The organism is Amycolatopsis plumensis, from assembly GCF_042652605.1.
In the GTDB taxonomy this organism is placed as follows: Bacteria; Actinomycetota; Actinomycetes; order Mycobacteriales; family Pseudonocardiaceae; genus Amycolatopsis; species Amycolatopsis plumensis.
Genome location: NZ_JBHSJY010000001.1, coordinates 6,631,949 through 6,651,802 on the forward strand (window position 1 = coordinate 6,631,949; position 19,854 = coordinate 6,651,802).

Genomic DNA, 19,854 nt, shown 5'->3' on the forward strand with positions numbered 1-19,854 from the left:
GGGCGGGGTGGCTCGGCGGGGACGGCGGTCGGCCGGGCCACCCCGCCGGTCAGCGGGCGCCCAGCGCCTCGGTGAGGTGGGCGTCGAACTCTCGGGCCGCGTCGGCGATCGGACGGCGTCCGGTGGCGATGTCGGCGAAGAAGGTGTTGATGGACTTGTCGCTTTCGATGGTGGCCCAGCCGGGGGCGGCCGGAGTGGCGACACTGGTCTTCGCCGCGGTGGCGAAGGCCGCGTTGAGCGGGGGCAGCGTCGGCGTGATCCGGTCGATCAGCTCGGTCGAAATCGGCGTCCAGCCGTCGATGCCCGAGATGGCGTCCCGCTGCACGGCCGGGTCGGTCGCCGCCTTGAGGTAGGCCAGCGCCAGGTCCTGGTGGCTGCTCTTGGCCGCGACGGCCAGGTCCGAGCCGCCGAGGAACACCGGCTGCGTCTTCCCGGGCGTGGCGCTCGGGAACGGGAAGATGCCCAGCCGGTCCTTCAGCTCCGGCTTGTTCTTGAGCACGGTGTTGACGCTCGTGTCGAGGATGGCCGCCGCGCCACCGGAGGAGAAGATCGCGGCCTGGTCCGGCGCCTTCGTGTCGACGTTGCGGGACGCGGGGGAGGAGTAGGCGTTCTGGAAGTCCTTCCACGCCTGCAACCCCTTCAGCGCCTCGGGGCTTTCCAGGGCACCGGTCCACTTCCCGTCCCGCTGCGTGGCGATCTGCCCGCCGGCGTCCCAGACGAACTGCAGCGCGCCGAACCAGTACCGGCCGGGGAAGTGGAAGGCCGAGAAGTCCGGTGCGGGGTGCTTCGCCTTGATCTTGTCCAGGGCCGCGGTGAGCTCCGGCAGCGTGGCCGGTGGGGCGGTGACGCCGGCGTCGGCCCAGACCTGCTTGTCGTAGATGACCGCGCGGTTCCCGGCGAACAGCGGCGCACCGTAGAGGTGTCCGTCCACAGTGGCCGGTCCGGCCAGTCCGGGCAGCCAGGTCTGGCCCGCGGCGAGCTCGTCGCGGTGCGGGGTCAGGTCGGTCAGCGCCCCGTTGGCGGCGAACAGCGGGACGTTCGTGTTGCCGATCTCGATGACGTCCGGCGTGGTGTCCTGGGCCAGCGCGGTGCTGATCTTCGTGTTGATGTTGTCCCATTCCTGGATCTGCACGGTGACGTGCGCGCCGGTGGCCTTCTCGAACGCGGCGTTGATCGCCGCGGTGGCCTTGTCGCTGAGGTCGCCGTTCATCAGCCAGACGGTGAGGGTGCCACCGCCGGCGGCGGCGGGAGCGGGGGTGTCGGTGCCGCAGGCGGCGGCGGTCACGGCGGCGACGGCCAGTGCGGCGGCGAGGATGCGTCTGCGCATGGGGAGCTCCGGAAGGCGTGAGGTGGGCGCGGTGCGGGGCTCGTGAGTGGTAAGGCGGGTTCTAACCCGCCTTACCACTCACGACCGGGGTCAGCAGTGGCCGAGGTCGCGCCACTGGGCGGTGAGGCCGGGCTCCGAACCCTGGGTCCACCAGTTCGCCTGCCACAGGTGGGCGTTGTGCTTCACGCGCTGGCCCTCCAGGTACACCGTGCCCCAGTCCCATTCCGGCGCCGCCGAGCAGTTCGCCGGCTGGGAGGGCGTGGTCGGCGTGGTCGGCGTCGTCGGCGTGGTGGGCTTGGTGGTCGTCGTCGCCGGCGGGGTGGTCGGGGTCGTGCAGCCGGTGACGGTGTCCACATGGGACGTTCCGGCCGAGCGGTACTGCCCGGCCTGCGCGACGGCGTCGGACGGCGGAACGACCTGGTTGACCGCGTAGTAGGTCCAGTCGACCTGTTCGGTGTAGACGCTGTTCCCGCTCGTGTGGCCCGCGGTGTCGATGAACCACATGTTGTAGTTGATCGACATCGGCGTGCGCGGGTACACCGGGTTGCCCTGGGCGTCGGTGGTGTGGTCGGCGGTGAGCACGCCGTCGATGTAGTACTTCACGTGCCCGCCGGAGACCTGGGTGACGATGTCGTGCCAGCCGGCCATGCTGCGGTTCTGCGCGGTGGACGTGCGCAGGCCGTCCCAGGTCGGGTTGTTCCAGTAGGTGTACCAGCTGGTCTGGTAGTTGGCCTGCGAGCCGCCCCAGCCGCCGTTGGGCAGGTACTCGGAGAAGTCGAGCTCGCTGTAGAGCGGGTCGCGGTCGTACCGCAGCGGGGAGATCGTGAAGTACGTTTCGTTGACGTGGTCGCCGTCGGGGCCGCTGTCCGGCGCGTCGGTGAAGCGGACCCGGCTGGCGTACGTGCCTTCGAAGAACCGCAGCTGGTTCTGGTACAGCTCGGCGTGCGTGGTGCCCGCGGCGCTGCCGTCGGTGGTGGCGGTGAGCTGGGCGACGCGCTCGCCGTTCACGGCCGGGAAGCTGATGTTGCCCGTCAGCCAGCGCGCCCCGGGCACGCCGGGGCTGCCGACGTCGTTGCGGGTGGTCCAGCCGGCTTGGCCGAAGGCGCCGTCGGTGGGCGAGGCGTAGTGGAAGTCGTCGAAGAGCACACCACAGCCGGCCGCCGCGGCCGCCGGGCTGGCGTCGGCTCCGCCGGAGAGGATCAGGGCGGCCGCGGCCGCGGTCGCGAGGCTCGTCAAGGCTGCTGTGGTGGTCCGGATGCTGCGGGACATGGGTCTCCTCCTGGGGATGCCGTCCGCGGGGAGCGCCGATTGGTCTAGACGAATCAGGTGGCCAGTACCTTCCTCTTGACCATTGGTAAAGTCAAGAAGGGAGCAGAAGTTACCTTTGGTAATTTCTGTGGCTCAGTCGCCGGCCGCCCACATCCGGCGGACAAGCTCCAGGAACGAGCGCCGGTCGCCCGCGCCGAGCGCGGCCCGGCGATCGGCGTAGACGTCGAAAGTGGCGTAGGGCGGGCACGACCGCAGCGCATGGCGCGTGGCGGGGTCCACGGGGGTGGTGATCCGCAACGTGCTCCCGCAGCCCGCGACGTGATCACGGGCGTGCGGCAGGACCCGCAGGCCGGCGGGGGTCACCGCGGTGACCCCCGCGAGGTCGAGCACGACGACCTCGGGCACGGGCTCCCGGGCCACGCACTGCGCGATCGCGCGGGCCATCAGCAGCACGGTTCCGCTGTCGAGTTCGCCGTCCAGCGCCACGACGGCCGGGTCGCCGTGCGACCGCGAGACGATCAGCCGGCCCGGACGCGACGGATCGGCCGAAGGCATGGGCGAACCACCCTCCCGCGACAAGGGGACAGGGGATGGCTCGGGGTTGAACCGCGCAGGTCGTTCCAGGGTAGAACCGGCTCCGGCCGGCCACAACGAGCCGAACGGCCTCAGCCGACCCAGCCGCGGTAGGCGGCCGGGTCCACGTTGCCGCCGCAGATGACGGTCACCACGTGCCGGCCGGCGAAGCGGTCGCGGTCTTCGAGGATCGCCGCGATGCCCAGCGCGGCCGACGGTTCGGCCACCAGCCCGGCGTGCTCCAGCAGCAGCCGCATCCCCGCGATGATCGACGCTTCGGAGACGAGGACGGCGTCGTCCGCGACGACGAGGAGGTCGGCCAGCACCTCCGGGATCGGCCGCCGCCCGGCGACCCCGTCGGCGATCGTGTCGGTCGGGCCGGTGGTGACCACGCGCCGCGCGTGCCAGGACCGCGTCATCGCCGGGGCGCCCGCCGGCTGGACGCAGACGACCTCGGTGCCGGGAGCCGCGGACCGCAGCACGTGGCCGACCCCGGTGGCGAGGGCCCCGCCGCCGAGGGCGATCAGGACCACGTCGAACGACGGCGCGGCGGCCGCGAGTTCCAGTCCGATGGTCGCCGCGCCTTCGCAGGTCTCGAGGTCCAGGCTGTCTTCGACCAGCCGGATGCCGTCGCGGCGGGCGATGGCCGCCGCGCGCTCGCGGGCCAGCTCGTGATCGCCGTCGACCAGTTCGAGCCGGGCGCCCAGCGCGCGGATGCGGTCCAGCTTGGCCGCCGTCGCGTGCCGGGAGGCGACGACGGTGACGTCGAGCCCGCGGCCGCGGCCGGACCAGGCGAGGGCCTGGCCGAGGTTGCCCGCGCTGGCGCAGACGACCGCCCCGGCGAGCCCGCTCACGACCACTTCGGTGCCGCGGCCCTTGAAGCTTCGCACCGGGTTCGCCGTCTCGAGCTTGATGCTGACCGCACACCCCAGAACCGGCTCCAGCGCCTCGCAGGGATAGAGCGGTGTGTCGAGGAAGACCGGGTCGATCACCCGGCGGGCCGCCCGGATCCGGGCGAGGTCGAGGCGCGTTTCCGGCACCCGCCGCAGCCTAGTGCGCGGGCTGGAACAGCTCCACGAGGTTTCCGGCCGGGTCCGCCAGGAGGATCTGCCGCCCGCCCGGACCGGACACCACCTCGGTGCGGAAGGCCACCCCGGCCGCGGTCAGCCGGGCGATCTCGGCGTCGAGGTCGGCAACGACCAGGTGGATGCGGTTGCGCCCGGCGGCGGAGGCGTCCGCGGGGGTGGCGCGGGCGCCGGAGCTCGCCGGGCCGGACAGCAGCAGCCGCAGCGGGCCGCGGACGACGTCGGCGAACGCGGGAGCCGCGCTCATCCGCACCGTGAAGCCCAGGTGCCCGGTGTAGAAGTCGATGGCTGCCGGGACGTCGTCGACGACGTACCGGACGACGGCGTGCTGCTCGCTCATGGCCGGACCTCTTTCTGTTGCGGGACAACGAGTTCCGGCAGCAAGTACCGGACGCGCCGGTCGAGCTCCGCGGCCGTTTCGGAAAAGGAGCCCGGCTCCGGGATGCTCCAGTGACGGCGGCGCGGGTGGTGCGGGAATTCGGGGCACACCTCGCGGACCTTGTCGCAGACGGTGATGACGTGGTCGAACCGGTGCCCGGCGACCGTGTCGAGGTGCCGCGGCCGCTGCCCGCTGACGTCGATGCCGAACTCCTCGCCCAGCACCCGGACCGTGCCGGGGTGCAGGGCGGTCTTCGGGTGGCTGCCCGCGCTCGTCACCGTCACCCGGCCGGCGCCGCGGCGGCGCAGCAGGGCTTCGGCGATCGGGGAGCGGGCGCTGTTGCCGGTGCAGAGGAACAGCACCGAGGCCGGCCCGGGCGGCGGAACTTCCGTGCGCAGCGCGGGATGCAGGGCCGCGCCGGTCTCGGCGAGCGCGCCCGCGCAGCGGCCGAGATCGAGGTGGTAGTAGCTGTCCCGGCCGTCGAAGCTGCTGCGGGTGGCGGTGACCAGGCCGCCGCCGCGCAGCAGCCGCAGGTGGTAGGAGACCAGGTTCTGCGGCTCGCCGACGCGGTCTACCAGTTCCCGGACCCGCAGGTCGCCGCCGGCCAGGGCGGTCAGCAGCGCCCACCGCAGGGGGTGGGCGGCCAAGCGGACGAAGGCGGGCGGCTCGGCGGCCATCCCCGGACGATACATCAAATGAGTTTGATGGAAAAGGCCGTCAGGACGGGCGCGAGCCGAGCGGCACCGCTGCGGCTGAGGTGGAGTGAGCGTGGTGGGCCGTGCCGTTGGGGGGAGGGGATGGCACGGCCCACCACGCTCGGCCGGGCGCGCGAGGTGGCGCCGCGTGCCCGGCTGGTCCGGAAATGCCCTACCGCGTCCGGGTTCCGGCCGCGTGGGCGGTCCACGGGGGATTGCCGCAGTGCGGCCGCCAGGTGCCGACGTGCACCCATTGACGGCCCCAGGTGTGCGACATGAGGACCGTCGGGCGCCGGCACCGGGGGCAGGTCTGCGGCGCCGAGTCGATGGTCACCTCGTCCTCCTCCGAGCGGTTGCTGGTCGCGGGAAAAGGATCGTCCGAACGGGACTCGAGCGGACCGGGGAAACTACCCGGATGGCTACGCGGGTGGCCCGGGCTGGCCCGCCAGCCACGAAGCGACCTGGGTGCGCGAGGTGAGGCCGAGCTTCACCAGGATGTTCTCGACGTGCCCCTCGACCGTCCGTCCGCTGAGGACCAGCGCGGCCGCGATCTCCTTGTTGCTCATCCCGCGCGCCACCAGTTCGGCGATCTCCCGCTGCCGCCGGGTCAGCCCGCCGGGTTCGGCCGTTTTGCCCGCCACGTGGGCGGCTGGCCCCTCCCGCAACGCGTACCGCACGACTTCGTCGAGACCGAAGCCGGTCGCCTCGGCGAACGCCGCGTCGAAGACTTCGTCCCCGAGTGCCTTGCGGGCCAGGGTCGCGCACTGCTCGTCGACACCCTGGTAGGGGCTCATCTCGCCGACGCGGGCGCCGCTGAGGCGCCAGACCGCGGCGGCCCCGCCGAGCAGCCGGGCCACCCGCTCGTGCTCGCCTTCGGCCGAGTGGCACCACGCGAGGGCCTCCACGAGGAAGGCGAGCAGCGTCCGGTCGGGCAACCGCAGGGCGACGGCCTCGTGCAGCAGCTCCGCGGCCTGCCGGGGCTGGTCCGCGCGCCAGCGGTGGATCGCGACGGCCCACAGCGCGTAGCCGCGGGACCAGCGTGCCTCGTGCCGCTCGGTGAGGGCGAGCGCCTCCTCCGCGGCCGCCGCGCCCCGCGGGTCGCCGAGGAAGAAGCGCGCGGCGGCCAGCAGGATCAGCGTGTCGAACACCAGCAGCGCGTCCCCGGCCGTGCGGTACCCGGCCAGCGCCCGCTCCAGCAGGTCGGCTCCGCCGGTCAGGTCGCCGGTGAAGAACGTGGCCATGCCGGCGCACTCCGCGTGGCCCGCTCGGAGCCGTTCGTCGTCGAACTCGGCGGCGAGCTCGCCCAGCTCCGCCAGCAGCTCCGCGTGCGGCGCGCCGGTCTGGATGGCGAGGAACGCCATCGCGTACAGCCCCCGGGCCCGGACCAGGGTGCGCTCCCCGCACAGTTCGAGGCCGCGCCGCAGGTACCCGCAGCCCTCCGGGACGAGACCGCCGCCGTACCAGAAGTTCCACAGCGAAGCCGCGATGTCCAGTGCCTGGCCGGCCCGCCCGGGATCGGCCAGGCAGTGGTCCAGCACGGCCCGGAGGTTGGCGTGCTCGCGGCGCAGCCGGGCGAGCCACTCCGACTGCCGCGGCCCGAACCCCTCGGCCCGGTAGCGTCGCGCGAGGTCCGCGTAGTACCCGGCCTGCCGGGCCCGGACGCCGGCCTCGTCGCCGTCCGCGGCCAGCCGGGCGCCGCCGTATTCGCGGACCGTCTCCAGCATGCGGTACCAGGCGTGCCGCCCGAAGGTGCCGTTCTGCCTGCTGAGGACCGACTTGTCCACCAAGCCCGTCACGACGTCCAGCGCGCTGTCGTCGTCCGCGGGGGAGCAGACGTACTCGGCGGCGTCGAGGTCGAACCCGCCGGGGAACACCGACGCCTGCGCCCACAGCCGCTGTTCCGCGGGCGTGCACAGCTCGAAGCTCCAGTCGATCGCCGCTTCCAGGGTCCGGCGGCGGGGGCGGACGGCGGCGGGCCGCGAGGTGAGCAGGCCGAGCCGGTCGTCGAGCCGCTCGAGCACCTGGTCGACCGACAGCACGCGCACGCGGACGGCGGCCAGCTCGATGGCCAGCGGGATCCCCTCCAGCCGGCGGCAGATCCGGCTCACCGCCGCCCGGTTGTCCGGGATGAGCTCGAAGCCGGGGGAGACGGCGGCCGCGCGGTCGGCGAACAGCGTCACCGCCTCGACCGGGCCGCCGGTGTCCCCGGCCCGGGGGACGGGCAGGGGCTCGACGTGCAGGAGGTGCTCGCCCTCCACGTGCAGCGTGTGCCGGCTGGTGGCCAGGACCCGGAGGCCGCCGGAGACCGCGAGCAGTTTCGCGACCAGCGTCGCGCACTCGTCGGCGACGTGCTCGCAGTTGTCCAGCACCAGCAGCAGCTGCTTGTCCTCGAGGTACTCGGCGAGCCCGGCGGCCTGGTCGCTGGTGCCGCGCAGGCCGAACGCCGTCGCCACGGTGTTCGGCACCAGGTGCGGATCACCCACGTCGGCCAGCTCGACCAGCCACACGCCGTCCGGGAACGCCCGGCGCACGTCGGCGGCGACCCGCAGCGCCAGCCGCGTCTTGCCGACGCCGCCCGCCCCGGTCAGCGTGACCAGCCTGGCCGCGGACAGCAGGCGTTTCGCCTCGCCCAGCTCGTGGCGCCGCCCGACGAAGCTGGTCAGCTCGGCCGGCAGGTTTCCGGCGCTCCGGCGGGAACGGACAGCCATGCGCAAAGTCTAGGTCCGCCACCCCGTGATGCCCCGCCGATCACGCGTGATGCCCCTTCAATCACGCGTGAAGCCTCTCGGAGCACACGAGATGCCTCTCCGGACAAACTTCGTCGTAGATATTGTTAACAATCTCATCGACGATTACTGTGCCGGTATCGAGACCCGAAGCGACGAGGACCCACCTTGATCATCGACTGCCACGGCCACTACACCACCGCTCCGCCCGCCCTCGCGGCGTGGCGCGACCGGCAGATCGCCGCGCTGGACGGCGCCGCCCCCGCGCCCACCGCGGCCGACCTGCGAATCAGCGACGACGAGATCCGCGAGAGCATCGAGGGCAACCAGCTCCGGCTGATGGACGACCGCGGCATCGACCTGACGATCTTCTCGCCCCGCGCCTCCTTCATGGCCCACCACGTTGGCGGCTTCGAGATGTCGGCGGCGTGGGCGGCGATCTGCAACGAGCTCTGCCACCGCGTCAGCACGCTGTACCCAGAGCGGTTCGCGCCTGCGGCGATGCTGCCGCAGTCCCCGGCCGTCGACCCCGCCACCTGCCTCCCGGAGCTGACCCGCTGCGTCGAGGAGTACGGCGCCGTGGCGCTCAACCTCAACCCGGACCCCAGCGGCGGCCATTGGACGGCCCCGCCGCTCACCGACCGGTCGTGGTACCCGATCTACGAGAAGATGGTCGAATACGACATCCCGGCGATGGTGCACGTCAGCACCAGCGTCAACCCGGCGTTCCACACCACCGGCGCGCACTACCTGAACGCCGACACGACCGCGTTCATGCAGCTCGTGCAGGGCGACCTGTTCACCGACTTCCCGGCGCTGCGGCTGATCATCCCGCACGGCGGCGGCGCGGTGCCCTACCACTGGGGCCGCTTTCGCGGCCTGGCGATGGCGCTGGGCAAGCCCGACCTGGAGGAGCACGTGCTGAGCAACGTCTTCTTCGACACCTGCGTCTACCACCAGCCGGGCTCGGACCTGCTCTTCGATGTCATCCCGGCGCGCAACATCCTCTTCGCCTCGGAGATGATCGGCGCGGTCCGCAGCGTCGACCCGCGCACCGGGCACCACTTCGACGACACCCGCCGCTACGCCGAAGCCGCGAACCTGTCCGAAGAGGACTGGGCGGCCATCCGCGAGCACAACGCCCGTGCCGTCTACCCGCGGCTGGACGCGCTCCTGAAGGGCCAGGGCCGGTGACCGCCCCCAAGACGCCCGGCTGGCTGGACTGGTGCGCCGAACCGTCCACACCGGACTTCCGGCTGCCGCCCGGCACCGTGGACGCCCACTGTCACGTCTTCGGCCCGCAGGCGGAGTTCCCCTTCGCGCCCGAGCGCAAGTACACGCCCTGCGACGCGAGCAAGGACCAGCTGTTCGCCCTGCGCGACCACCTCGGCGTCGCCCGGAACGTGATCGTGCAGGCCACCTGCCACGGCGCGGACAACTCCGCGATGGTCGACGCCGTCCGCGCGTCCGGCGGCCGGGCGCGCGGGGTCGCCACCGTCCGGCCCGACGTCGGTGCGGCCGAACTGCGCGAGCTGCACGCGGCCGGCGTCCGCGGCGTGCGGTTCAACTTCGTCAAGCGGCTGGTCGACGCCTCGCCCCGCGAGGACCTGAGCGCGATCGCGAAGAAGATCGCCCCGCTCGGCTGGCACGTCGTGCTGTACTTCGAGGCCGCCGACCTGCCCGAGCTGGGAACCTTCTTCGGCGCGCTGCCCACGCCGCTGGTGATCGACCACATGGGACGGCCCGACGTGACGAAGCCCGTCGACGGCCCCGAATTCCGGAGGTTGCTGGACTTCGCCGGGACCCACGACGTGTGGGTGAAGGTGAGCTGCCCCGAGCGGCTCACCGTGACCGGGCCGCCGTCCTACGCCGACGTGGTGCCGTTCGCCCGCCGCGTCGTCGAGGAGTTCCCGGACCGGGTGCTGTGGGGGACCGACTGGCCGCACCCGAACCTGAAGAGCCACATGCCCGACGACGGCCTGCTCGTCGACCACGTCCGCCACCTCGCGGACACCCCCGAAGCGCAGCGGAAGCTGCTCGTCGACAACCCGATGCGCCTCTACTGGCCCGGCGAAACCGCCTGAAACCCCCGAAGGGCATGCAATGCAGCACGCCAACGCGCTCAACCGGCTGAACCGCCTGCCGATCGCCCGATTCCACAAGTTCACCCTGTTCGCCGTCTCGTTCGCCTACTTCTTCGAGTTCGCCGACATCAACAGCTTCGCCACCACCGCGCCCAAGCTGATCAAGCTCTGGGGCGTCACGGTCGACCAGGTCGCGTACGTGACGTCGCTGTCGTTCGTCGGCATGTTCTTCGGCTCGGTCATCGCGAGCACCATCGCCGACCGCTGGGGCCGCAAGAACGCGCTCGTGCTGACGACCGTGTGGTTCGGCGTCTTCTCGTTCGCGGCGGTGTTCTCTTGGGACATCGTGTCCCTCGGCGTGTTCCGCGTGCTGACGTCCGCGGGCCTCTCGGCGATGACCGTGGTCGCGGTCATCTACGTCAACGAGCTGTACCCGGCGGCGAACCGCGGCAAGTACCAGGCCTACGCGATCGTGATCGGCATCTGCGGCACGCCGGTGACGAACCTGATCGCCAGCGTCGTGGTCCCGCTCGGGGACTGGGCGTGGCGGCTGGTCTACCTGTGGGGCGCGCTCGGCGTCCTGCTCGTGCTGTTCACGCGGCGGTTGAAGGAGTCGCCCCGCTGGTACGAAAGCCGCGGCGAGCACGCCAAGGCCGACGCCGTGCTGCGGGAGATCGAAGCCCAGGTCGCGGCCGAGAAGGGCCCGCTGCCGGAGCCGGCGCCGCCGGCGGGGGAGGCCCCGGTGGCGAAGGCGCCGCTGCGGTTGCTGCTGCGCAAGAAGTACCTGCTGCCGACGCTGCTGCTGACCGTCCTGTGGGTGACGCAGACGATCGGGTTCTTCGGCTATTCGAGCTGGGCGCCGACCCTGCTGGCCAAGGAGGGCTTCAGCGTCGAGAAGTCGGTGTTCTACGTGGCGCTCACGACGGTCGGCGCGCCGCTGGGCTCGTACCTGGCCGCCCTGGTCACCGACCGTTTCGAGCGCAAGTGGTGCCTGGTCGCCTTCGGCACCGTGATCGCCCTGTGCGGCCTGCTGTACGGGCTGACGTTCAACCCGGTCCTGATCGTGGTGTTCGGCTTCCTGGTCAACATGTTCGAGCGCGGCTACACGGCCCTCGGGTACGCGTATTCGCCGGAGCTGTTCGACACGCGCGGCCGCTCGCTGGGCACCGGCGTGTCCTACGGCCTGGGCCGGCTGTCGAACGCGGCGGGCCCGCTGATCGTGGCGGGGCTGTACAACGGCAGCGGCTACCGGAGCGTGTTCTTCTTCATCGCCGGGACGTGGCTGGTCGGCGCGGTGGTGCTGGCGGTCTTCGGGCCGCGGACCCGGCAGGCACGGCTGTGGCGCGTCACCGAACCGGCCGCCGTCTAGAACGCGTACCGGACGCGTAGGTAGGGCGCGTGGACGGCGATGAGATCCAGGAGCTCGTCGAGCAGGGCCCGCTTGTGGCCCGCGCGGTAGCGGACGTTCACGCCGCCGCCCTCGCTGCGCTTGGTCTCCTGCAGGTCGGGCCGCCAGAGGACCTGCTCGGCCTTCGGGTGCCAGCCGAGGTTGACCTCGTGCAGGGCGCGGTTGTGGGTCAGCATGATCACCTCCGCGGCCAGCTGGGCCTTGGTGACGTCGTTCGTGGCGTCGCCGAGGTCCCGCAGCAGCCGCGTCCAGTCCTCGAGCCAGCCGTCGTAGACGACGACCGGGCTGAGGTTGACGTGCACCTCGTACCCCGCGGCGACGAAGTCGTCCAGCGCGCGCAGGCGGTCGGCGATCGGGCTGGTCCGCAGGTCCAGCAGCTTGGCGGGCCGCTCGGGCATCAGCGAGAACCGGACGCGCGTACGGCCGCGCGGGTTCAGCTCCAGCAGCCCGCGGTGGACGTACTTCGTGGCGAAGGACGCCTTCGCGGTGGGTTGGCCGGCGAACAGGCCGATCAGGTCGGCGACGTTGTCGCTGACCAGGGCGTCGACCGAGCAGTCGGAGTTCTCGCCGAGGTCGTACACCCACGCGGCGGGGTCGCACTGGTTCGGCTCCGGCTTGGGGCCCTGCCGGGCGATGTGGCGGGTCAGGTACCCGGTGATCTGCTCGATGTTGGCGAAGACGGTGATCGGGTTGGAGTAGCCCTTGCGGCGCGGGACGTAGCAGTAGGCGCACGCCATCGCGCAGCCGTTGGACGTCGACGGGGCGATGAAGTCGGCCGACCGGCCGTTGGGCCGCGCGGTCAGCGACTTCTTGATCCCCACGACCAGTGCTTCGCGCTTGATGCGCACCCAGCGGCGGACGTTGGTCTCGTCGCCGTGGAGCTCGGGGATGCGCCAGTGGCTGTCGACCTCGACGACGGTCGCGCCGGGGAAGCGGTCGAGCACCTGGCGGCCGCGGGGAAGCTCGGCGGCGGCGGCCTCGACGTAGATGCGCGACGGCGCGAGCAGCTTCGCCCGTTCGAGGTCCGCATCTTCCACGGGGAGTTCACCTGCGCAGTTCCGGGGCCTCCGAGTCTACCCGCGGCGCTCGCCGGCGCCGGGCGTCGCCAGGTGGCGGAGCTGGTCGCGGGCCGCCGCGGCGACGTGGGGCCGGACGCCGAGCTCGCCGAGCATCTCGGCGGCGGCCGCCATCTCGGCGGTGCGGCGGACGGCGTGCCGGTACGAGCCGTCGACCAGGCGGTTCACCGTGGCCGCGTCCGCCGCGGTGAGCTCGCCGACGATGATCTTCCGCAGCCAGTCCTCGCACCCGGCCGCGCGGGCAGCCTGGAGCGCTTCGACCACGGCGGCGGACATGCCCTTGAAGAAGACGCTCCGCAGCAGCTTGCGCTCGGCGGCGAGCCCGGCCTCCCCGGGCATCGTCTCGACGGCCGCGCCGAGCGGGTTCAGCGTCGCGGCGACCGCGTCGGCGGCCGGTCCGGTCGCGAGCATCGGCACCCGCAGCCCCCGGCCGGGGACGGGTGCCATGATCGCCACGTCGGCGAACGGAACGCGGTGCTCGGCGGCGAGGGCGGCGAGTTCGCGTTTGGTGCCGGGGGAGGCGGTGTTCAGGTCGGCCCAGGCGCCCGGCAGTCCGGCGAGCCCGGCTTCGAACGCCCGGAGCGCGGCTGACGCGCTGTTGACGCTGAGGACGAGGTCGGCGCCCCGGGCAGCATCGGCTTCGGAATCGGTGGGGACGACTCCGTCCACGGCGGAGATCGCCGGGTCGTAGCCGCGCACGACGGCGCCGGCGGTCACCAGGTCTCGGGCCAGTGCGCTGCCCGCTTCGCCCAGTCCGAGTACCGCGATGGTTCCGGTCATAGCAGAATCCTCCTCGCCAGCTACGATCGAGTACACGATGTGCTCGACAAAATTGTCAACAAACGGAGCCGAGGGTATGACGGAGAGTGCGGCGGACCGGCAGCCGGGGGAGCGGTCCGCGGTGGCGGCCATCCGCGACGCCATCGTCCGCGGCGAGTTCGCGCCCAACCAGCGCCTGGTGGAGGCGGATCTGTCGGCGCAGTTCGGAGCCAGCCGCGCCACCGTGCGGGCGGCGCTGATCGAGCTGACCAACGAGGGACTCGTCGAGCGCGTGCAGAACCGGGGGGCGCGGGTCCGCGCGGTGTCGCTCGAGGAGGCCGTCGAGATCTCCGAGGTCCGGATGATGCTCGAGTCGCTGTGCGCGGCGAAGGCGGCCGAACGCGTTTCCGCCGCCGAGGTGGGGGAACTGCGCGAACTGGGCGAGCGGATGCAGGCGGCCGTGACGGGGGGCGACGTCGTCGGGTACTCGGGGCTCAACCAGCAGCTGCACCGGCGGATCCGCGAGATCAGCGGCCAGCGGACGGCGGAGCGGGTGCTGGAACGGCTGCGCGGGCAGAGCGTCCGCCACCAGTTCCGGCTGGCCATGCGCCCCGGCCGGCCGCAGGTCTCGCTCCCGGAGCACCTCGCGATCATCGACGCCATCTGCACGCACCGCCCGGAGCAGGCCGCCGAGGCCGCGCGAACCCACCTGGCCAGTGTGATCGAGGCCCTGAAGGCCGCCGACGCCGAGGTGTCCCCACTGCACCCCTGAGCCCCCGGCCGACCACCCGACCCTCCAGGTACGCAGGCCGACCCTCCAGGTACGCGAGCCGACCGTCCAGGTGCGCAAGCTAGCCCAGTTAGCCGCCAAAATTGTTGACAATTTCGTCGACCGAACCCTACGGTGGCGGTATGAAGCCCGTCATCGTCACCGATCCGCCCCGTGCCGACCTCGACCAGGTGGCGCGGCTGGGGGACTACGGCGTCGCCACCGTGCACGAGGCTCTCGGCCGCTCCGGTCTCCTCTCGGCCGGGCTCCGGCCGATCCAGGACGGCGTCCGCGTCGGCGGCACCGCCGTCACCGCGCTGTGCTGGCCCGGGGACAACCTGATGATCCACGCCGCCGTCGAGCAGTGCCGGGAAGGCGACGTCCTCGTCGTCACCACCACTTCGCCGTGCCAGGACGGCCTGTTCGGCGAGCTCTTCGCCACCGCGCTGCGCCACCGCGGCGTGCGGGGGCTGGTCACCACCACCGGCGTCCGCGACGTCGCCGACCTGCGGGCGCTCGGCTTTCCCGTCTGGTCCGCGGCGATCAGCGCGCAGGGCACCGTGAAGGCGACCGCGGGCGCGGTGAACGTCCCCGTCGTCGTCGGCGGGCAGCTCGTCCGCCCGGGCGACGGCATCCTCGCCGACGACGACGGCGTCCTCTGCGTCCGCCGCGAAGACGTCCCGAGTGGACTCGAGAAGGCTCGGGCGCGGCTGGAGAAGGAAGCCGCCGCCCGGGAGGCGTTCGCGACCGGCCAGCTCGGCCTGGACCGCTACGGCCTGCGCGAAAAGCTCGAGGCCCTGGGCGTCCGCTACCTGACCGCCGAGGAGTACGAGAAGGAGCAGGCATGACCGGCGTGCGCTGCATGCTCATGCGCGGGGGCACCTCGAAGGGGGCCTACTTCCTCGCCGAGGACCTCCCGGCCGACCCGGCCGCCCGCGACGACCTGCTGCTGCGGATCATGGGCACCCCCGACCCGCGCCAGATCGACGGCCTCGGCGGCGCCCAGCCGGTCACCAGCAAGGTCGCCGTCGTCTCGAAGGCCGCCGACGCCGGACACGACGTCGACTACCTCTTCCTGCAGCTCGGTGTGGAGGAGCCCACCGTCTCCGACCGCCAGACCTGCGGCAACCTGCTCGCCGGCGTCGGGCAGTTCGCCGTCGAGCGGGGGCTCGTGCCCGCCGGCCCGGAGCGCACCACCGTCCGCGTGCGGCTGCTCAACACCGGTTCGATCGCCGTCGCGACGTTCGCCACGCCCGGCGGCGAAGTCGACTACCGAGGCGGCACCGCCATCTCCGGCGTCCCCGGCACCGCCGCCCCGGTCGAGCTGGACTTCACCGGCACGGAAGGGTCGGTGTGCGGCAGCCTGCTGCCCACCGGCCACGTCCGCGACGACGTCGGCGGCCTCGAAGTGTCCTGTGTGGACAACGGGATGCCGGTCGTCGTCGCGCGCGCCGAAGACCTCGGCGGCGAGCCGGGCCTGGCCGAGCGGATCGACGCGCTGCGCATCGAGGCCGGGAAGCTGATGGGCCTCGGCGACGTCCGCGGCTCGTCCGTCCCGAAGACCACGCTGGTTTCCGCGCCCCGCCACGGCGGCGCGATCGCCACCCGCACCTTCATCCCGGTCAAGCCGCACCCGTCGATCGGGGTGCTCGGCGCGGTGAGCGTCGTGACGGCGTTGCTGCTGGACGGCGCGGTCGGGGCCGAGCTCCTGCGCAAGCCGCCGGCGGGCGAGCCGATCGAAGTCGAGCACCCGAGCGGCAAGCTCGCCGTCGCGATCGAGTTCGACGGGTCCCGCGTCCGCCGGTCGACGGTCATCCGCACCGCCCGGAAGCTGTTCGACGGCACCGTTTTCCCCCGTTCCTGAGGAGCCGGCCTTGTCTTCGCCACGCCACGAGGTCGCGCACCTCGGCCACGTCGAGCTGTTCACCCCCGAGCCGGAGCGGAGTCTGGACTTCTTCGTCCGGGTGCTCGGCCTGACCGAGAACGGCACCGACGGCGACTCGGTGTACCTGCGCACCTGGGACGACTACGAGCACCACAGCCTGAAGCTCACCGCGGCGAAGACCTCCGGCGTCGGGCGGACGGCGTTGCGCGCCTCCAGCGAGGAGGCGCTGCAGCGGCGCGTGGCCGCGCTGGAGGAGCGCGGGCTCGGCGTCGGCTGGGTCGACGGCGACACCGGCATCGGCCCGACGTACCTGTTCCGCGACCCGGACGGGCACGAACTCGAGCTCTACTGGGAAACCGAGCGCTACCGGCCGCCGGAGTCCCTGCGCCCGGCCCTGAAGAACCAGGCGCAGGCGTACCCGGGCCGCGGCGTCGGCGTCCGCCGCCTCGACCACGTCAACTACCTGGCCCGCGAGGCGGAGCCCAACGGCCGGTTCGTCTGCGACGTCCTCGGCGGCCGGGTGACCGAGCAGATCCGGCTCGACAGCGGCGTGATTTCCGGGCAGTGGACGCACTTCGCGCAGAAGTCCTACGACCTCGTCTACACGAACGACCGGACGGGTTCGCACGGGCGCCTGCACCACATCGCGTTCGCGACCGACACGCGTGAGGACATCCTGCGGGCCGCGGACATCGCACTGGACAACGGGGTCCACATCGAGACCGGGCCGCACAAGCACGCGATCCAGCAGACGTTCTTCCTGTACGTCTACGAACCCGGCGGCAACCGCATCGAGCTGTGCAACCCCACCGGACGGCTGATCTTCGCGCCGGACTGGGAGCCGGTCACCTGGACGGAGGCCGAGCGCGCGAAGGGGCAGGCGTGGGGGCTGAAGACGATCGAGTCGTTCCACACCCACGGCACCCCGCCGGTCTGAGCCCGGAAATCACCCGGCGGTGGCTGACATCCCGCCGCGGCGCGACTACCGTGGGCTACGGGGAAATCACCGGCGCAAGGGGGAGGCGCTGCGATGGGGGAGAATGCCGGCTGGGCACCGTCGGGATGGCCGCTGTGGGCCTTGCCCGGGCGGGTGCGGGTGCTCGTTCTCGGTGTGGTCCTGGCGGTCTTCGGCCTGATGGGGCTCGCGGCCCGGACGGTCCCGACGCCGGAGCAGTGGACGGCCGCGGGCTGGCTCGCCGCGGCGGCGCTGCCGCACCTGCACGCCTCGCACCTGGTCCAGCGCCGTCGCCGCGCCCGGGCCGGCACGCCGTACCTCGACCTCTGCAGCGTCTGGATCTTCGCCGGGGTGATCGTGCTGCCCCTGGTGCTCGAGCTGGCGCTGGTGGCGGTGCTGTACGCCCACCGCTGGGTGCTGGTCAACCGGTTCGACGCGGTCCGGCCGCCGCACCGCGCCGTGTTCACCGCCGCCACGCTCGCGCTGGCCGCGGCCGCCGCGGCCGGGGTCCTGCACTCGAGCGGCGTCCAGGAGCACCTCGCCGACGGCGCCCGGCCCGGCTGGCCGGACCTGGCCGCCGTGGTCGCCGCGGCCGCGGTGCAGTGGGCGGTCAACACCGCGCTCGTCGGCACGGTCATCGCCTGGACGGTCCCCGCCGAGGACCCCCGCCGTCCGCTGGGCAGCGCTTCGGACAACCTGCTGGAGGTGGGCCAGCTGGCGCTCGGCGTGTTCGTCGCGCTCGCGCTGCTGTGGTGGCCGCCGGCCGCGCTGCTGATGGTCGTCCCGACGTTCGCGCTGCACCAGTGCGTCCAGCTCGACCAGCTGAAGCTGGCCGCCCGCACCGACCAGCGCACCGGGCTGCTCAACGCGGCCGCCTGGCACGAGCAGGCCGAGCGCGCGCTCGAGCGCGCCCGCGGGCGGATCGCGGTGCTGATGATCGACCTCGACTGGTTCAAGCGCATCAACGACACCCACGGCCACCCGGTCGGCGACGACGTCCTCGCCGAGGTGGCCACGGCGCTCACCCGGGCCGTCCGGCGCGGCGACACGGTCGGCCGGTACGGCGGGGAGGAGTTCGCCGTCCTGCTGCCCGACGTCGACGAAGCCGAGGTCCGCGCGATCGCCGAGCGGATCCGGCTCCGGATCCGGGCGTTGCGCATCACCGCGAAGACGGGGGAGCCGGTGACGCTCTCGGCGACGATCGGCGCGGCGCTGCGCCCGGCGGAGCCCGGTGGAGGTCTCGACGGGCTGATCCGCGCGGCGGACGACGCGCTCTACGCGGGCAAGAAGGCCGGGCGGGACCGGGTGGCGGTCGCCACGCCTCAGTTCTGACCGGGATCGGCCGGGCCGCGGTGGTGCTGCAGGGCCAGCCCGCGGTCGTGGTCGAAGGTCACCGGGACCTCGGCGCCGACCAGGGGACACAGCCGCAGCGCCTCGCGGGTGACCGCGTCGTAGAGGTCGTCGGTCGCCGCGCCGGGCAGGTAGATGCCGACGGCCGCGCGGAGTTCGTAGCCGCCGTCGTCGCGGTGGGCCAGCGTGGCTTCGGCCGTGACCACGCTTTCGGCCGGCTCGACGTCGAGCGAAGTCGCCGCGATCGTCAGCGACTGGTGCAGGCAGGTCGCCAGCGCGGCGGCGTAGAGCCGCTCGGGGTTGAGCGCGTCGGCGGTGCCGTTGCCGCTGGGCTCGCCGACCGGGTAGGCGAGGTCGCCGCGGCCGTCCACCCGGACGCTGCCGCGGCTCGACGTCGCTTCCGCCGAGTAGATGTCCCGTGCCATCGCGTCCTCCGGGGTCGTTTCCGCGCGGTTACCCGGCGAAGACCGCCCCACACGCTCAGCTCGTCTCCCGCACTTCCAGGCGGTGCGGCGCGACGATCGACCGGGGCGGTTCCGGGTCGGCCGCCTGCCGCGCCAGCCGGTCGAGGGCGAGCTCGGCGATCCGGTCCTTGTCCGGTGACACGGTCGTGAGGGCCGGCACGCTGTAGCGGCCGTCTTCGATGTCGTCGAAGCCCGCCAAGGCCACCGATTCCGGCACCCGGACACCGCGGTCGGCGGCTGCCCGCAGCGCGCCCAGGGCCAGTTCGTCGGTGAAGCAGAAGACGGCGTCGGGCGGCCGGGGCAGGTCGAGCAGGCGCAGCATCGCCTGGTGGCCGTCGGCCCGGTGCAGGCGCCGCACCGGCACCTCCAGCTCCGGCTCGGCCGGCAGGCCCGCCTCGGCCAGCGCCTGCCGGTAGCCGTCGAGACGCTGGCGCGCGGTCGCGTTCAGCGAGCGCGGCTGGATGCCCAGCGCCGCGACCCGGTGGCGGCCCGCGGCCAGCAGGTGCCGGGTGGCGTCGCGGGCGGCGGCGACGTTGTCGATCGCGACGTGGTCGACGCCGGCGGTGCCGTCGTGCTCGCCCAGCAGCACCAGCGGGACGGGGTCGGTGCGCGCGGCCAGCTCCGCCGGGGCCACCGCCCACGGACTGAACAGGACACCGTCGACCAGCTGGCTGCGGCGGCCGTGCAGCAGCTCCTTCTCGCGCTCGGCGTCGCCGTCGGTCTGGTCGATGAGCACGGTCAGGCCCCGGGCACCGGCGATCCGGACCGTCCGCGCGGCGAGCTCGGCGAAGTACGGCGAGTCGATCTCCGGGATCACCAGCGCCACCAGCCCGGTCCGGCCGCGCCGCAGGGTGCGGGCGGCCAGGTTGGGGCGGTAGCCGAGCGCGTCGATGCTCGCCTGCACGCGTTCCCGGGTCGCCGGGGCCACGTACCGGAACCCGTTGACCACGTTGGACACCGTGCGCACCGAGACGCCGGCGTGCTCGGCCACGTCACGCAGTTTCGGGTTCACCCGTGCAGCGTACCTCTTGCAACGTGGCATGCCACGTT

The 19,854-nt window shown here is 72.8% G+C and carries 20 protein-coding genes; 8 read left to right on the top strand and 12 right to left on the bottom strand.

The window, feature by feature from the left end; translation table 11 throughout:
- Positions 1 to 49 precede the first annotated feature (49 nt).
- The 8 genes from ACFPLC_RS32195 to ACFPLC_RS32230 all read right to left on the bottom strand — a co-directional run bounded on the left by ACFPLC_RS32195 (position 50) and on the right by ACFPLC_RS32230 (position 8,036).
- Positions 50 to 1,327, bottom strand: a complete 1,278-nt coding sequence (locus ACFPLC_RS32195) for an extracellular solute-binding protein (RefSeq protein WP_378192236.1) — start codon at positions 1,325 to 1,327, stop codon at positions 50 to 52.
- A gap of 90 nt (positions 1,328 to 1,417) precedes the next feature.
- A complete protein-coding gene (locus ACFPLC_RS32200) occupies positions 1,418 to 2,596 on the bottom strand; it encodes a carbohydrate-binding protein (protein ID WP_378192234.1) in 1,179 nt (392 codons plus the stop codon).
- 132 nt (positions 2,597 to 2,728) lie between these two features.
- Entirely contained in the window at positions 2,729 to 3,151 is a 423-nt protein-coding gene (locus ACFPLC_RS32205) for an STAS domain-containing protein (RefSeq protein ID WP_378192233.1), read from the bottom strand.
- 110 nt (positions 3,152 to 3,261) lie between these two features.
- On the bottom strand, positions 3,262 to 4,209 hold the full coding sequence (locus tag ACFPLC_RS32210; protein WP_378192231.1) for a threonine ammonia-lyase: 948 nt from the start codon (positions 4,207 to 4,209) through the stop codon (positions 3,262 to 3,264).
- A 10-nt stretch (positions 4,210 to 4,219) separates the two neighbouring features.
- Positions 4,220 to 4,594, bottom strand: a complete 375-nt coding sequence (locus tag ACFPLC_RS32215) for a VOC family protein (RefSeq protein ID WP_378192229.1) — start codon at positions 4,592 to 4,594, stop codon at positions 4,220 to 4,222.
- Positions 4,591 to 5,310 carry an arsenate reductase/protein-tyrosine-phosphatase family protein gene (locus tag ACFPLC_RS32220; RefSeq protein ID WP_378192396.1) on the bottom strand — a complete coding sequence of 240 codons (720 nt, stop codon included), beginning with the start codon at positions 5,308 to 5,310 and terminating at the stop codon, positions 4,591 to 4,593. The genes ACFPLC_RS32215 and ACFPLC_RS32220 overlap by 4 nt, the downstream gene beginning before the upstream one ends.
- 190 nt (positions 5,311 to 5,500) lie before the next feature.
- Positions 5,501 to 5,662: a hypothetical protein gene (locus tag ACFPLC_RS32225; RefSeq protein WP_378235996.1), complete on the bottom strand. Its 162-nt coding sequence runs from the start codon at positions 5,660 to 5,662 to the stop codon at positions 5,501 to 5,503.
- An 85-nt stretch (positions 5,663 to 5,747) separates the two neighbouring features.
- Entirely contained in the window at positions 5,748 to 8,036 is a 2,289-nt protein-coding gene (locus tag ACFPLC_RS32230; RefSeq protein WP_378192227.1) for an ATP-binding protein, read from the bottom strand.
- Positions 8,037 to 8,222: 186 nt separating this feature from the next.
- Here ACFPLC_RS32230 and ACFPLC_RS32235 point away from each other — a divergent pair, with 186 nt between their 5' ends.
- Genes ACFPLC_RS32235 through ACFPLC_RS32245 form a run of 3 tightly spaced genes read left to right on the top strand, consistent with a single transcriptional unit; the run spans position 8,223 to position 11,507 of the window.
- A complete protein-coding gene (locus tag ACFPLC_RS32235) occupies positions 8,223 to 9,248 on the top strand; it encodes an amidohydrolase family protein (RefSeq protein WP_378192226.1) in 1,026 nt (341 codons plus the stop codon).
- On the top strand, positions 9,245 to 10,138 hold the full coding sequence (locus tag ACFPLC_RS32240; protein WP_378192224.1) for an amidohydrolase family protein: 894 nt from the start codon (positions 9,245 to 9,247) through the stop codon (positions 10,136 to 10,138). Before ACFPLC_RS32235 ends, ACFPLC_RS32240 begins: the two co-directional genes overlap by 4 nt.
- 19 nt (positions 10,139 to 10,157) lie before the next feature.
- Positions 10,158 to 11,507, top strand: coding sequence for an MFS transporter (locus ACFPLC_RS32245; RefSeq protein WP_378192222.1), 1,350 nt, complete (start codon positions 10,158 to 10,160; stop codon positions 11,505 to 11,507).
- Here the strand turns inward: ACFPLC_RS32245 and ACFPLC_RS32250 are convergent.
- Both ACFPLC_RS32250 and ACFPLC_RS32255 read right to left on the bottom strand, forming a co-directional pair.
- Complete coding sequence (locus ACFPLC_RS32250) at positions 11,504 to 12,583, bottom strand: spore photoproduct lyase family protein (RefSeq protein ID WP_378192220.1); 1,080 nt, start codon at positions 12,581 to 12,583, stop codon at positions 11,504 to 11,506. The genes ACFPLC_RS32245 and ACFPLC_RS32250 overlap by 4 nt on opposite strands.
- 36 nt (positions 12,584 to 12,619) lie before the next feature.
- The gene (locus tag ACFPLC_RS32255; protein WP_378235997.1) at positions 12,620 to 13,402 is read right to left on the bottom strand and encodes an NAD(P)-dependent oxidoreductase; all 783 of its coding nucleotides are present in this window, start codon (positions 13,400 to 13,402) and stop codon (positions 12,620 to 12,622) included.
- A gap of 76 nt (positions 13,403 to 13,478) precedes the next feature.
- Here ACFPLC_RS32255 and ACFPLC_RS32260 point away from each other — a divergent pair, with 76 nt between their 5' ends.
- The 5 genes from ACFPLC_RS32260 to ACFPLC_RS32280 all read left to right on the top strand — a co-directional run bounded on the left by ACFPLC_RS32260 (position 13,479) and on the right by ACFPLC_RS32280 (position 18,322).
- A complete protein-coding gene (locus tag ACFPLC_RS32260) occupies positions 13,479 to 14,153 on the top strand; it encodes a GntR family transcriptional regulator (RefSeq protein ID WP_378202004.1) in 675 nt (224 codons plus the stop codon).
- Between the two features lie 140 nt (positions 14,154 to 14,293).
- Positions 14,294 to 14,998 carry a 4-carboxy-4-hydroxy-2-oxoadipate aldolase/oxaloacetate decarboxylase gene (locus ACFPLC_RS32265; protein ID WP_378202001.1) on the top strand — a complete coding sequence of 235 codons (705 nt, stop codon included), beginning with the start codon at positions 14,294 to 14,296 and terminating at the stop codon, positions 14,996 to 14,998.
- On the top strand, positions 14,995 to 16,014 hold the full coding sequence (locus tag ACFPLC_RS32270; RefSeq protein WP_378201998.1) for a 4-oxalomesaconate tautomerase: 1,020 nt from the start codon (positions 14,995 to 14,997) through the stop codon (positions 16,012 to 16,014). Before ACFPLC_RS32265 ends, ACFPLC_RS32270 begins: the two co-directional genes overlap by 4 nt.
- A gap of 10 nt (positions 16,015 to 16,024) precedes the next feature.
- The gene (locus tag ACFPLC_RS32275) at positions 16,025 to 16,972 is read left to right on the top strand and encodes a catechol 2,3-dioxygenase (protein WP_191306735.1); all 948 of its coding nucleotides are present in this window, start codon (positions 16,025 to 16,027) and stop codon (positions 16,970 to 16,972) included.
- 93 nt (positions 16,973 to 17,065) lie between these two features.
- Positions 17,066 to 18,322, top strand: a complete 1,257-nt coding sequence (locus tag ACFPLC_RS32280) for a GGDEF domain-containing protein (RefSeq protein ID WP_378201995.1) — start codon at positions 17,066 to 17,068, stop codon at positions 18,320 to 18,322.
- Here ACFPLC_RS32280 and ACFPLC_RS32285 read toward each other — a convergent pair.
- Together ACFPLC_RS32285 and ACFPLC_RS32290 are read right to left on the bottom strand one after the other, a co-directional pair.
- Positions 18,313 to 18,765: an OsmC family protein gene (locus ACFPLC_RS32285; RefSeq protein WP_378201992.1), complete on the bottom strand. Its 453-nt coding sequence runs from the start codon at positions 18,763 to 18,765 to the stop codon at positions 18,313 to 18,315. The genes ACFPLC_RS32280 and ACFPLC_RS32285 overlap by 10 nt on opposite strands.
- A 55-nt stretch (positions 18,766 to 18,820) precedes the next feature.
- On the bottom strand, positions 18,821 to 19,816 hold the full coding sequence (locus ACFPLC_RS32290; protein ID WP_378201989.1) for a LacI family DNA-binding transcriptional regulator: 996 nt from the start codon (positions 19,814 to 19,816) through the stop codon (positions 18,821 to 18,823).
- Between the last annotated feature and the right edge of the window lie 38 nt (positions 19,817 to 19,854).